The 12,763-nt window shown below is 68.5% G+C and carries 12 protein-coding genes; 9 read left to right on the plus strand and 3 right to left on the minus strand.

All coding sequences use genetic code 11. From position 1 onward, the window contains the following. The first annotated feature begins 148 nt into the window (after positions 1–148). The 5 genes from ACFULV_RS33565 (at position 149) to ACFULV_RS33585 (ending at position 5,224) form a co-directional block, all read left to right on the plus strand. Positions 149–970 carry a crotonase/enoyl-CoA hydratase family protein gene (locus ACFULV_RS33565; protein WP_378663892.1) on the plus strand — a complete coding sequence of 274 codons (822 nt, stop codon included), beginning with the start codon at positions 149–151 and terminating at the stop codon, positions 968–970. Between the two features lie 88 nt (positions 971–1,058). Next, positions 1,059–1,550 carry a MarR family winged helix-turn-helix transcriptional regulator gene (locus ACFULV_RS33570; protein WP_378631482.1) on the plus strand — a complete coding sequence of 164 codons (492 nt, stop codon included), beginning with the start codon at positions 1,059–1,061 and terminating at the stop codon, positions 1,548–1,550. Beyond that, entirely contained in the window at positions 1,547–3,319 is a 1,773-nt protein-coding gene (locus ACFULV_RS33575; protein WP_378663895.1) for an MDR family MFS transporter, read from the plus strand. Before ACFULV_RS33570 ends, ACFULV_RS33575 begins: the two co-directional genes overlap by 4 nt. A gap of 7 nt (positions 3,320–3,326) precedes the next feature. Beyond that, positions 3,327–4,577 (plus strand): sensor histidine kinase, encoded by a 1,251-nt coding sequence (locus ACFULV_RS33580; protein WP_378663898.1) that lies wholly within the window; start codon positions 3,327–3,329, stop codon positions 4,575–4,577. After that, on the plus strand, positions 4,565–5,224 hold the full coding sequence (locus ACFULV_RS33585; RefSeq protein ID WP_378663900.1) for a response regulator transcription factor: 660 nt from the start codon (positions 4,565–4,567) through the stop codon (positions 5,222–5,224). The genes ACFULV_RS33580 and ACFULV_RS33585 overlap by 13 nt, the downstream gene beginning before the upstream one ends. On the opposite strand, the gene ACFULV_RS33590 is transcribed toward ACFULV_RS33585, so the two are convergent. Together ACFULV_RS33590 and ACFULV_RS33595 are read right to left on the minus strand one after the other, a co-directional pair. Beyond that, complete coding sequence (locus ACFULV_RS33590) at positions 5,194–6,705, minus strand: alpha/beta hydrolase (RefSeq protein ID WP_378663903.1); 1,512 nt, start codon at positions 6,703–6,705, stop codon at positions 5,194–5,196. The two genes, ACFULV_RS33585 and ACFULV_RS33590, sit on opposite strands and share 31 nt — an antisense overlap. Next, positions 6,702–7,889 (minus strand): serine hydrolase domain-containing protein, encoded by a 1,188-nt coding sequence (locus tag ACFULV_RS33595; RefSeq protein ID WP_378663905.1) that lies wholly within the window; start codon positions 7,887–7,889, stop codon positions 6,702–6,704. The genes ACFULV_RS33590 and ACFULV_RS33595 overlap by 4 nt, the downstream gene beginning before the upstream one ends. A gap of 199 nt (positions 7,890–8,088) precedes the next feature. Here ACFULV_RS33595 and ACFULV_RS33600 point away from each other — a divergent pair, with 199 nt between their 5' ends. Then, positions 8,089–8,316: a hypothetical protein gene (locus tag ACFULV_RS33600; protein WP_378663907.1), complete on the plus strand. Its 228-nt coding sequence runs from the start codon at positions 8,089–8,091 to the stop codon at positions 8,314–8,316. 61 nt (positions 8,317–8,377) lie between these two features. On the opposite strand, the gene ACFULV_RS33605 is transcribed toward ACFULV_RS33600, so the two are convergent. Then, the gene (locus tag ACFULV_RS33605) at positions 8,378–8,866 is read right to left on the minus strand and encodes an inorganic diphosphatase (RefSeq protein ID WP_378631493.1); all 489 of its coding nucleotides are present in this window, start codon (positions 8,864–8,866) and stop codon (positions 8,378–8,380) included. Positions 8,867–9,030: 164 nt separating this feature from the next. Between ACFULV_RS33605 and ACFULV_RS33610 the strand changes: the two genes are divergently transcribed. The 3 genes from ACFULV_RS33610 (at position 9,031) to tilS (ending at position 12,760) form a co-directional block, all read left to right on the plus strand. Then, complete coding sequence (locus ACFULV_RS33610) at positions 9,031–10,485, plus strand: D-alanyl-D-alanine carboxypeptidase/D-alanyl-D-alanine-endopeptidase (RefSeq protein ID WP_378663910.1); 1,455 nt, start codon at positions 9,031–9,033, stop codon at positions 10,483–10,485. 13 nt (positions 10,486–10,498) lie between these two features. Next, a complete protein-coding gene (locus ACFULV_RS33615) occupies positions 10,499–11,560 on the plus strand; it encodes a zinc-dependent metalloprotease (protein ID WP_378631496.1) in 1,062 nt (353 codons plus the stop codon). Positions 11,561–11,698: 138 nt separating this feature from the next. Further along, on the plus strand, positions 11,699–12,760 hold the full coding sequence (gene tilS, locus ACFULV_RS33620) for a tRNA lysidine(34) synthetase TilS (protein ID WP_378663942.1): 1,062 nt from the start codon (positions 11,699–11,701) through the stop codon (positions 12,758–12,760). Positions 12,761–12,763: the final 3 nt, after the last annotated feature.

Consider the following 12,763-nt stretch of genomic DNA (forward strand, 5'->3'; position numbering starts at 1 on the left):
GCCGTTGCTTGCTCCTTCGTCGCCTACGCAACGGCACCTGATCGACGGGACGGCCGCGAACCCGGCCGCTGCGCGTCCGGCCCCTCCCTAGGGGTCGGGGGTCGGGGCTGAGTGGGCGGCATGTTGGCGTGGTGGCAATAATCGGGGCATGAGTGAATGGAAGGCCTTTACCGTCGAGATCGCCGACAACGTTGCCCAGGTCACGTTGATCGGGCCGGGTAAGGGTAATTCGATGGGACCCGACTTCTGGCGCGAGCTGCCGGAGGTCTTCGCCGAGCTCGACGCGGATCCGCAGGTGCGGGCGGTGGTGGTGACCGGGTCGGGCAAGCACTTCTCGTTCGGTCTCGACCTGGCCGCGACCGCGGGCACGCTGGCTCCGGTGCTGGCCGACGACGCGAAGGCGGGACCGCGCACGGAGTTCCTCAAGGAGGTCCGCCGGATGCAGGCCTCGGTGACGGCGCTGGCCGAGTGCACCAAACCGGTGATCGCGGCGGTGTCCGGGTGGTGCATCGGCGGTGGTCTCGACCTGATCGCCGCTGCCGACATTCGTCTGGCCAGCGCGGATGCCAAGTTCAGCCTGCGTGAGGCGAAGGTGGCGATCGTCGCCGACATCGGTTCGCTGCAGCGCCTGCCCGGCATCATCGGCGAGGGCAATCTGCGGGAGCTGGCGTTCACCGCCAAGGACATCGACGCGGCCCGCGCCGAGCGGATGGGTCTGGTGAACGAGGTGTTCGCCGATCAGGAGGCCGTGCTGGCCGCCGCGCACGCGATGGCGCGCGAGATCGCGGGCAACCCGCCGCTGGTGGTGCAGGGCATCAAGGACGTGCTCGAGCAGCGGACCAGCCCGGCGGTGGCCGAGGGCCTGCGTTACGTGTCGACGTGGAACGCGGCGTTCCTGCCGTCGAAGGATCTCCCCGAGGCCATCGCGGCGGTGTTCCAGAAGCGCGCGCCGGAGTTCAAGGGCGAGTAAAGGCAGTTCAAACGGTTGCCCCGGTGACCGTTCTGCCTACATACTTGCATCACACAACTAATTGATTGATGCAAGTAAAGGTAAAAGTGTGAGTGAGAGTGAGCCCGCGATCGACGAGATCGCGATCCAGCTCGTACGACTGCACCGGCTGCGCGACCGGTCGATGGCCCAGATCAAGGACCGCTCGGGGATCGACCCGGCGGGGTTCATGGTGCTGTTCCGGCTGGTGTGTGACGGGCCGATGCGCTCGGGCGCCCTCGCCGAGGCGGTGCATTCGGACGCGTCGACGGTGAGCAGGCAGGTCGCGCAGCTGGTGGAGCGTGGCCTGGTGGTGCGCGCCGCCGACCCGGACGACGGGCGAGCCACCGTACTCGAGGTCACCGACTACGGGCGCGAGACCGCCGACCGGATCCGGGCGCGGCGCCGCAATTCCATCGCCATCATCACCGAGAACTGGTCCGCCGACGATCGCGCGCTCTTCGCCGGGCTGCTGACGCGGTTCGTCGAGGACTACGACGAGGCCCGCCCGGTCCTGCTGACCCAGCCGCCCGCACTGAGCACTACGGAGAACGTTTCGTGACGACAACCGCGGCCCCGGTGGAATCACCGGCCGGCTTCACCCATCGCCAGATCCTGACCATCCTGTCCGGGCTGATGCTCGGCATGCTGCTGGCCTCACTCGATCAGACGATCGTGTCGACCTCCATCCGCACCATCGCCGATGACCTCGACGGCTACTCGCTGCAGGCATGGGCCACCACCGCCTACCTGATCACCGCGACGATCAGCACCCCGCTCTACGGCAAGCTCTCGGACATGTTCGGCCGCAAGCCGTTCTTCCTGGCCGCGATCGGTCTGTTCATCGTCGGTTCGCTGCTGTGCACGCTGGCCACGTCGATGTATCAGCTGGCCGCGTTCCGCGCGTTCCAGGGTCTGGGCGCGGGCGGACTCATGTCGTTGGCGCTGGCCATCATGGGCGACATCATCGGACCCCGTGAACGCGCCCGCTACCAGGGCTATTTCCTCGCGGTATTCGGTATTTCGAGTGTGCTCGGGCCCGTCCTCGGCGGGCTGCTGGCGGGGCAGGACACCATTCTCGGCATCACCGGCTGGCGCTGGGTGTTCCTGGTGAACGTGCCGCTGGGGCTGCTCGCCCTGGTGGTGGTGACCCGGGTGCTGCACCTGCCGCGCAAGCCGCACGCCACCCACCGCATCGACTTCGCGGGTGCGGTCGTGCTCGCGGTCGGATTGGTTCCGCTGCTGATCGTGGCCGAACAGGGTCGCGAATGGGGCTGGAGCAGTACCTCTTCGGTGATCTGTTACGCGATCGGCGCGATCGGGCTGGCCGGCTTCGTCGTGGTCGAGAAGTTCATGGGTGACGCGGCGTTGATTCCGCTGCGGATCTTCGACAATGTGACTTTCGCGCTCGGCGTGGTGATCTCGTTCGTCGTCGGTGCGGCGATGTTCGGCGGCATGCTGCTGCTGCCGCAGTACCTGCAGGTGGTGCGTGGCGCCGGGCCGACCGAGGCAGGTCTGCAGATGCTGCCGATGGTGCTCGGGCTGATGACCGGTTCGATCCTCTCGGGTCGGCTGATCTCGAAAACCGGCCGCTACCGGGCATTCCCGGTGATCGGCGCGATCATGCTGACGCTCGGGTTGTTCCTGCTGCACCTGCTCGACGCCGACAGCCCGCTGTGGCTGGCGATGCTGTTCATGGCGGCCACCGGCTTCGGCCTCGGCAACCTCATGCAGCCGCTGACCCTGGCCTTGCAGAACGCGCTGCCGCCCAAGGACATGGGCGTCTCGACCGCATCGGCGACGTTCTTCCGCCAGATCGGCGGCACCCTCGGCGCCGCGGTGTTCCTGTCGATCCTGTTCTCGCTGCTCACCCCGAACATCACCACCGAATTGCAGCAGTCAGCGGCGGACCCCGCCTACCAGCAGGCCGTGATCGAGGGCGCGCAGAGCACCAACCCGGCGGATGCCGCGCTGGCCAAGGGCCTGCTGGCGCACGACACGTCGGCCGCGGGCAAGGTGCTCCAGGACAGCTCGATCATCCAGCAGCTCGACCCCGACCTCGCCAAGCCCTTCCAGGTCGGCTTCGCCGACTCGATGTCGACGGTGTTCCTGGTCGCCTCCGCGGTGGCGTTGATCGCCCTGCTGCTGGTGCTGTTCTGGAAGGAAGTTCCGCTGCGGATGTCGGGTGGAATCCAGGCAGACGGCGATGCCAAGGCCGCCGAAGGGGTGGGTGCGCTGGTCGACACCGCCGCGCAGTCCGCCGCGTCAGCCGGGGACCCGCGCGACGAAGACAAGGGTGGTCGAGACCGAGCCGGAGCGCCCCCGGCATGATCATCAGGTGAGTCGATTCGGCAGCGGCGGTGCGGTGCGGCGGTTACGTCGTCTGCCCGCCGCTGTCGGCTATCTGCTGGTGGGCGGGCTGACCGGGGTGGTGTCGCTGTTCGCGGTGGTCGCGCTGGCGATCGTGGCGGCCGCGAGCCTGATCGGGATCGGGATTCCCGCGCTGCCGGAGGCGGTCAAATTGATCCGGCCGCTGCTGGGGCTCGAGCGGCGCAGGGCGGGCAGGTTGCTCGGCACGCCGATCGTGTCCGCCTACCGGCCGTTGACCGGCGACCTGCGTCATCAGCTCGCGACGCTGGCCGCCGATCCGGCGAATCGGCGTGATCTCGCCTGGCTGGTGCTGCACGCGATCATCGGATTGCCGCTGGCCGCGCTGGCGGTGGCACTGCCACTGAGCGCGGTGCAGCATCTCGCTGTCGCGAGTTATTGGAGTGCGCGGGCCGACGGCACTGTGTCCAGCGGCGGCATCATCGTCGATTCGTGGACCGCCGCCGTGGTGAGCGTGGTGGTGGGCATCGTCTACGGCGCCCTCGCACTGCGCGCGCCCGAGGCGGCGAACGCGCAGGCCAGGGTGGCAGGGGCGTTGCTCGCGCCGGATGAGAACGCCGTGCTGGCCGATCGGGTCGCCGAGCTGACCGTGACCAGGGCCGCCGCGCTGGACGCGCACGGTGCCGAACTGCGCCGCATCGAACGCGATCTGCACGATGGCGCCCAGGCCAGAATCGCGGCGGTGATCATGCAACTCGGACTGGCCGAGCAATTGCGCGGCCGTGATCCCGACGCCGCCGATCGGATGGTGCGGACAGCGCAGGACACGGCTTCGGCGGCCTTGGCCGAACTGCGCGATGTGGTGCGCAGCGTCTACCCGCCGGTGCTCTCGGATCGGGGTCTGAACAGCGCCGTTTCCGCGCTGGCCGCGCGCAGTCCGATCCCGTGCGTGCTCGAATCGAACGGCATCACCCGGCGGCCGATGGCGGTGGAGGCCGCCGCCTATTTCGTCATCGCCGAGGCCGTCACCAACGCGACCAAACACTCCGGTGCCGACACGCTGTCGATCGAACTGGGTGGGCCGCCCGATCTGCTCACCGTCGAGATCCGCGACGACGGTGTGGGCGGAGCGAGCGCGACCGACGGGGGTGGTCTGGCCGGCATCCGGCGCAGGGCCGAGGCGCTCGACGGGCAGATGACGCTGAGCAGCCCCGCCGGTGGGCCTACTGTGGTGCGGGTGGAGTTGCCGTGCGGGTCGTGATCGCCGAGGACGACGCCCTCCTGCGGGAAGGCCTCGTCCTGCTGTTGAAGACGGCCGGGATCGACGTGGTCGCCGCCGTCGACAATGCCGACGACTTCCTCGCCGTCGTCACCGCCGACCGCCCGGACGCAGTGGTGGTGGATGTGCGGCTCCCGCCTACCTTCACCGACGACGGCCTGCGCGCCGCGGTACGTGCCAGGACGGTCCACCCCGGGCTGCCGGTGCTCGTGCTGTCGTCCTATGTGGAGGACAGTTACGCCTCCGAACTACTCGGTGACGGTGGCGGTGGCGTCGGGTACCTGCTCAAGGAACGGGTCGGCAAGGTCGACCGGTTCCTCGAGTCCCTGCACCGCGTCGCCGCCGGTGGCACCGCGATGGACCCGGAAGTGATCGCACAACTGCTGGTGCGCCGCAAGGTCGACGATCCGCTGTCCACACTGACCGCCCGCGAACGCGAAGTGCTCGCACTGATGGCCGAAGGGCAGGACAACTCCGCCATCGCGGCACGCCTGGTCGTCACCGAAGGCGCTGTGCTCAAACACATTCGCAGCATCTTCGCCAAACTCGGCCTCGCCGCCGACGAATCGGGCCACCGCCGGGTGCTCGCCGTACTGGCCTACCTGAACTCGCGCCCCGGATCGTCCTGACAGACCCGGTCGGTGTCGGGCAGCGTGCCGTCGCGGAGATAGGCATTGACGGTCGTGTCGACGCAGGTGTTCGGGTAGTTACCGTAGATCCAGTGCACCGCAACGTTTTCCAGGGTCACCAGGCGTGACCCGGTCAGCGCCCGGTGCATCACCTGCGCGCCCGCGTGGGTGGTGCGGGTGTCGCCGGTGGATTGGACGATCAGGCTCGGCAGCGCATGGCCGATCACGGTCGGTTGCTCGACCGGGGGCGACGCCCAGAACGCGCACGGCGGGATGTTGTTCGCGAACGCGCCGAACAGCGGTTGATCTGCGCGACTCGCCTCGATATTGCGCCAGTACCAGGCCGGATCGCGCGGAACTTCCACATCGCCGCACAGGACGGCCAACGCGGGTGAGTAGTCGCGTGGCCGCGCGGTGAGCATGAAGGCGAGCGAGGCGGCCAGCTCGGGTTCGGGCCGCACCTCGATGCCGTCGGCGGCGTCGGCGAGCTGGCGGATCTGGCGGGCCAGCAGCGGATAGTTGCGTGGGTCGTCGAGCCCGCGGTAGAGCACCATCGGCAGGCTGTGTTCGTCGACGGTGAACTCGCCGATCCGGATCGGCCGGTCGTTCGCGCGGCGGACCATGGTCTGCACGGTCGACCTGACCGCGGAACGGTCCGCGCCGAAACGGAACTCACCGTCGTGGGCGGCCACCCAATCGGCCCATCGGTCGAACGCCGCCTCGTTGACCGGGCCCATGGCGCGGATCATCCCGACCGATCCGTAGTGCTCGGGGTCGACGGCACTGTCGAGGACGAACCGGTCGCTGCGTTCGGGGAACAGCTGGGCGAAGACCGCGCCGAGGTAGGTGCCGTAGGAGGTGCCGAAGTAGCTGATTCGTTCCTCGCCGAGGGCGGCACGGATGACGTCCATATCGCGGGCGGTGTTGCGTGTGGTGATGTGGTGCAGCCGAGGTCCCTCGTTCGTCGCGCACAGCGCGGCGAGTTCGGCTTGCTGGGTGACGCTTTCGGCGAAACCGACGCCGTCGAGACCGGCGGACTCCAGCCCGAATCCGTGCTGCCAGCGGCAGTTCACCGGGGTGGAGCGGCCGATGCCGCGCGGATCCATGCCGATCAGGTCGTAGCGATCACGGACGTCGGAGCTCATCGCCTCGCGCACGTCGATCATGAAGTCGAGGCCGGGAGCGCCGGGGCCTCCCGGATTCGACAGCAGCACGCCGCGACGTCTCGCCGGGTCCGTAGCGGGCAGCCGCGAGATGGCCACGGTCATCGTTTCCGCCTGTGGCGCCGAGTAATCCACCGGCACGGTCACCTGCGCGCACTGGGCGCCCGCCGGATCGAGACGCGGATCATCGCAGGACTGCCAGGTCAGCGTCTGATGCCGGAAGCGATCGAGCGGGTCGACATCGGCCGATGCCGGCGTAGCGGTGAATAATCCGGCGGCCATGGCGGAGACCGCGACGGCCAGGATCGCGCGTTTCATGAGGCGCAGACCACGGTGTCGAAGGCCCGCTCGACAACCTCTGCCTGGTCTTTGCTGTTCGGCAGCTCGTTCACGGTGATGGTTATCGCGACGCCGTCGGCAGTGACCCCGGTGCGGGTATCGAAACCGGGGATGCTGCCACCGTGGGCGACGGTCTTCTTGCCACACGAGGTGGTCTGCACGACCAAGCCCAATCCGTAACCGGCCGAGGGCATTCGGTCGAACTGCACGGTCTGCCGCATCTGTTCCAGCTGCGCGGCGGGCAGCAACTTGCCGTCCAGCAGCGCGAGGAAGAAGCGGTTCAGATCCGAGCCGGTGGCGATCATCGCACCCGCGGTATCGCCCCAAGAGGGATCGAAGTCGGTGAAAGCGACACGGGCACCGTCGATTTGCTGGTAGCCGCGCGGGTGCGGTGTACGCAAGCCGATGTCGCCGGGTGCGGGAAAGTAGGTGTCGCGCAAGCCGAGTGGCTCGATGATCCTGGTGGTGATCTCGGTGGCGGCGGGGCGGCCGGTGACCTGCTCGATCAGCATGCCGAGCAGGATGTAGTTGGTGTTGGTGTAGACCGAGCGGGCGCCGGGTTCGTGCCGCGGCGGCATCGTCATCGCGATGCGGACCAGCTCACTGGGCGAAAAGTGGCGCAGGCGGATGACTTCAGGGTCGGGTGCGATCTGCTGCGTGCCGGGGGCTGCGCGCAGGCTCGGATCGCCGCCGGCCAGATAGTCCGGTAGGCCGCTGGTGTGCTGGAGCAGTTGGCGCACGGTGATGCGGTTGCCGTCGTTGCCACTGCCCTGCACGACGCCCGGTAGGTACCGCTCGACAGGACCGTCGAGTTCGACCTTGCCCTCGGCGACCAACTGCATGACCACGGTCGCGACGAAACTTTTGGTGTTGCTGCCGATTCGGACGTACGCCCCATCGGGAATCGGTGCGCCCGTCTCGATATCACCGACCCCCGCCGTGACCGTCCGCTCGCCGGCCGCCGTGGTGATCACGGCCTGGGCGCCGGGGAATCCCGCCTGCACCACCGATTCGAGCGCCTGCCGGATCTCCGGCCGATCCGGTTGCGCCGCCGTGGCGCTGTTCTCGGGGCCGCACGCGGTGACGGTGAGTAGTGCGAGCAAGCCGGTCCCGGCCGCGAAGGCACGCAGTGACTTGCTCGAAAAAGTGGTGTTGAGCTGCATGATTCGAGCCTAGGAACGAGCGGGCGCCGTGCCCATGCCGCGCGCACCCGAATCGAAGGTGGTGCCTGCGCTACCAACCTGGGGTGGGGTAGGTGAAGTGACCAAGGGGAGAGCGAACTTACCCCTAGGGTTGGCTGTTCAAACCGCTGCGCCGCAATAACTTCGAGAAGTCGAAGTTGTACGCGTCAGGAGAAACACTATGCGCATCAAATCCACCATCGCCGCCGCTCTGCTGGCCGTCGCGACCGTCGCCGGGGTGTCGGCGGTCGGTGTGGGCAGTGCCGCCGCCGCACCGTACGGAACGTATTACGGCACCTACTACGAGCTCTATCAGTGCCGCGCGGCCGGGGAAGATCCGTACACCGGCGGGTATTACTGGGAGTGCACGGAGAGCTGGGACGGCTGGGATCTCTACATCTGGTACTGACACGAAAAAACGGGAAGTCCGAAAACTCTTCGGACTTCCCGTTTCTCGTAGTTCTATCGGCTCAGTGGCCGGCTTCCTTCAGCCGAGTGAAGGACTCGTCGATGATCTTCTCGGCTTCGGCGCGGCCGAGCCACTCGGAACCCTCGACGTACTTGCCCGGCTCGAGATCCTTGTAGCGCTCGAAGAAGTGCTTGATCGCCGACAGTTCGAACTCCGAGACGTCGCCCAGGTCCTGGATGTGATCCCAGCGCGGGTCGCCCGCGGGGACACACAGCACCTTGTCGTCGCCACCGGCCTCGTCGGTCATGCGGTACACGCCCACCGGGCGGGCCTCGACGATCACGCCGGGGAACACCGACTCGGGCAGCAGCACCAGCGCGTCGAGCGGGTCGCCGTCCTCGCCGAGGGTGTTCTCGATGAAGCCGTAGTCGGCCGGGTAGCCCATGGAGGTGTACAGGTACCGGTCGAGCTTGACCCGACCGCTCTCGTGATCGACCTCGTACTTGTTCCGAGAACCCTTGGGAATCTCGATGGTGACGTCGAACTCCACGCCATCTCCTTGCTCGTTCGAGTGCTGGTCTGTGCCGAATCGCCAGATCGTTCTGGGGAACCGTTGCGCAACGAGGATAGTGTGGTGTGCTGGTACACCGGTGCGGCAGGCGGCTGTAGTCGCGCAGTCGAGGCGTGTCGGTCGGCGTTGAGGGAGACACTGTCGTGGTCGATACAGGCGGCAATCCGGGATCACCGGTGCAGGGGCGCCGGAGGTCCCGCTGGATCTGGTTTTCGGCAGTGGTCGTCGCGCTATTGGTGATCGCGGGCGGTTTCGCGGCGATCGCGCAGCCGTGGACGCCGGAATTCCGGCACGGCGGACTCACCGTGGCGCCTCCGCCGGACACGGGTCAGGTGTTTCCCGAGGTGGCCCCGGCCCGATCGGACGCGCCCGCGCCGACGGTGGCGGGCATCGCCGCGGCGCTCGCCGCGGTGGTCGGCAATCCTGATCTCGGTGCGTTCGCCGGTCAGGTGACCGATCCGGGCAGCGGGACGGTGCTGTGGAGTCAGGAGCCGGCCAAGGCGATGATCCCGTCGTCGACGGCCAAGATCATGCTGGTCGCGGCCGCCTTGCTGACCTTGCCCGATGATCAGCGGGTGACCACCGAGGTGCTCGCCGGCGCGCCCGGCGAGCTGGTGCTGGTGGCGGGCGGGGATCCGACGCTCACCACACGGGCAGCGGGCGGGTACTACACCGACGGTGCCCGGATCGCGGATCTGGCCGCGCAGGTGCGGGCCGCCGGCCGCCAGGCGAACGCGATCGTGGTCGACACGTCCGCCTACTCGGGGCCGACCATGGCCTCGGGCTGGGACCCGATCGACATTCCGGAAGGCTCGATCGCCCCGATCGAGCCGATCATGCTCGACGGTGGCCGGTTCGACCCCTCGGCCGACTATTCCCCGCGCACCGCGAACCCCGCGCTGGACGCCGGGCGGGCGCTGGCCGCCGAGCTGGGTATCGATCCCGCCGCGGTGCGAGTGGGACCGGCCGCGCAGACCGGCGCTCAGATCGCGAAGGTCGAATCGGCCCCGCTGCGGGTTCGCCTGCACGACATGATGATTCACTCCGACAATGTGCTGGCCGAGACCATCGGACGCGAGCTGGCGGTGGCGTCGGGTCAGCCCGCCTCCTTCGCCGGCGCGGTCGCGGCTACCACGGCCGCCCTGTCGACGGCCGGATTCGATATCGCCGGACTGCATCTGGCCGACAACAGTGGGCTCTCCGTCGACGACCGGGTGACCCCGAAGCTGCTCGATTCGATCATCGCGACCGCGGCGAAACCGACCGGCAACGCGGCATTGGTGCCGACCGGAACACAGGCCAGGCCCGAAAACGACCCGCGCGCAGCGGCTCTCGCGCCGATGCTGGACTACCTGCCCGTCGCGGGCGGCACCGGCACACTGGCGCCGCGCTTCGTCACGCAGAACCGGCAGGGTGCGGGGTGGGTGCGCGCCAAGACCGGAACTCTGAGCGTGGCCAGCGCGTTGGTCGGATATGTACTCGACCGCGACGGGCGGGTACTCACCTTCGCACTCATGTCGAACGACCGATTGCCGGAGCAGAGCAGGCCGGCGCTCGACGCGGTGGCGGGTGCCCTGCGCAACTGCGGATGCTCGTAGAGAACGGGTGACTATGACCGACAAGACCGAGCGCAAGAGTTCCGGGTTCAGCGGAGCGGTGGACTGGCGGCTGGCCGCGCGAACCGGGGCGGTACTCGCTCCCTCCGGGCCGCGCGCGTCCCGGCAGACGGCCGAACAGGTCGTCGCCGAGCTGGCATCTGCCTCGATACTGGCCGAACTGCCGGTGCGTGAGGTCAGTGGGCTGCTCGACGACCGGCCGGTTCCCGAGGCGCGGATCGTCGACCGGCCGGGGTGGATCTCCGCGGCGGCCGATTCGATGGCGGTGCTCACCGGCACCGAATCCGCCGACGGGGGCAAGTTCGTCGGGAAACCCGCGGGTGTCCAGGCGGGGACGATGCTGGCGTTCTTGTCGACCGCGATTCTCGGGCAGTACGACCCGTTCACCGGCGAGGACGGCACCTTGCTGCTGGTCGCGCCCAATATCCTCGGCGTCGAACGTGCGCTCGGCGTCGACCCGAGCGACTTCCGGCTCTGGGTGTGCCTGCACGAGGTGACACACCGGGTGCAGTTCTCGTCGGCGCCCTGGCTGGCCGGGTACATGCGCACCAACGTGGACATCTTGAGCGAGGTCGGCGAGGAACCGATGAGCGAGATGCTCACCCGATTACTCGGTGAGGTGCGGTCGCGGCGCAACGGCGACAACACCGACGATCCGAACAGTCGAGGGGTGGTGGGGCTGTTGCGTGCGGCTCAGGCGCCGCCGCAGCGCGAGGCACTGGATCGGCTGTTGATGCTCGGCACGCTGCTCGAAGGGCATGCCGATCACGTGATGGATGCCGCCGGGCCCGCTGTGGTGCCGACCGTCGCCGATATCAGGGCCGCGTTCGATCGACGTCGCCAGAAGCCGTCCAATCCCATCCAGCGGCTGCTGCGGGCTCTGCTCGGCGTGGACGCGAAGGTCGCGCAGTACGTACGGGGCAAGAAGTTCGTGGACGCGGTGGTCGAGCGGGTGGGGGTCGCGGAATTCAACACGGTGTGGACGAACGCCGACACGCTGCCGTTGCTGGACGAGGTCGACGATCCGGAACGGTGGATTCGCCGGGTGCTGGGGTAGGTCTCGGTAACCTGCACACGTGACTTACGCGGACGGTCGACCGCCGAGCAGGGCCGCGCAGCCTGCTCGTGGTTCGCGGCTGCCGTCCGATGATCGAGCGGCGATCGTTCGGTGTGGCCGATGACGTCGCCTCGTCCGATGCGCCTGCCGGAGACAGCGGCGGTGCTCGCGGTGCGGCGGGGTGTGCGCGAGTGGGTGGCCGCGCATGGTGGGCGGGGACCGGTGGTTGTGGGGTTGTCCGGCGGGGCGGATTCGCTGGCCTTGGTGGCCGCCGCCGTTGTCGAGGCAGGTGAGGTGACCGCGGTGGTGGTCGACCATCGGTTGCAGGAGGGGTCGGGGGCGGTGGCCGATCGAGCGGTCGAGCAAGCGATGGGGCTCGGGTGTGCGGGGGCGATGGTCGTGCCCGTCGAGGTCGGGCGTGCGGGGGGTGTGGAAGCGGCGGCTCGGGTGGCTCGCTACGCGGCGTTGGAGTCGGTACGGGACGGGCGGCCGGTGTTGCTCGGACACACGCTCGATGACCAGGCCGAGACGGTGCTGCTCGGGCTGGCGCGTGGATCGGGCGGGCGGTCCATTCAGGGAATGGTGGCGTGGAATGCGCCGTGGGGGCGGCCGTTGCTCGGTGTGCGGCGGGCTCAGACGGTGCGGATGTGCACTGATCTGGGGATCGCACCATGGGACGATCCGCACAACGCCGACCTCAGGTACACCCGCGTGCGGGTGCGCGACGAAGTACTGCCGCTGCTCGAGGATGTGCTCGGCGGTGGGGTCGCGCAGGCGCTCGTCCGCACGGCTGACCAGTTGCGTGAGGACGGCGCGGTGCTCGATGTGTACGCGGCCGAGTTGCTGCGGAATGCGCGTTCGCACCGCGCGGGCGCGCTTCCCGATGTCGCCGTGGCGCGCCGTCCCGATCTCGATGATCGGTCCGGCTCCAGTGGCCGCGACGACACTGATCGACCCACGCTGTCGATCGAGATCCTGGCCACTGCTCCGCCCCCGTTGCGTCGCAGGGCGGTGCGCGCCTGGCTCGCGGATGCGGGCGTGACCGGGCTCATGAACGCCCATTTACAGGCGATCGACGAGCTGGTGGGTAATTGGCATGGCCAGGGCGGGGTGGCGGTGGCGGGCGGCTCGAGGGACCACAGGTTGGTCGTGACGCGCGAACATGGCACGCTGGCGGTGCGAGCACAGCCGCGCATTTGATGC

The organism is Nocardia sp. NPDC057272 (assembly GCF_042668615.1).
Lineage (GTDB): Bacteria > Actinomycetota > Actinomycetes > Mycobacteriales > Mycobacteriaceae > Nocardia.

What these genes read in the sequence shown, in the direction of transcription:
- ACFULV_RS33565 (WP_378663892.1), top strand. Translation starts at nt 149, where the DNA reads ATGAGTGAATGGAAGGCCTTTACCGTCGAGATCGCCGACAACGTTGCC.
- ACFULV_RS33590 (WP_378663903.1), bottom strand. Translation starts at nt 6,705, where the DNA reads ATGAAACGCGCGATCCTGGCCGTCGCGGTCTCCGCCATGGCCGCCGGA.
- ACFULV_RS33595 (WP_378663905.1), bottom strand. Translation starts at nt 7,889, where the DNA reads ATGCAGCTCAACACCACTTTTTCGAGCAAGTCACTGCGTGCCTTCGCG.
- ACFULV_RS33600 (WP_378663907.1), top strand. Translation starts at nt 8,089, where the DNA reads ATGCGCATCAAATCCACCATCGCCGCCGCTCTGCTGGCCGTCGCGACC.
- ACFULV_RS33615 (WP_378631496.1), top strand. Translation starts at nt 10,499, where the DNA reads ATGACCGACAAGACCGAGCGCAAGAGTTCCGGGTTCAGCGGAGCGGTG.
- tilS (WP_378663942.1), top strand. Translation starts at nt 11,699, where the DNA reads ATGCGCCTGCCGGAGACAGCGGCGGTGCTCGCGGTGCGGCGGGGTGTG.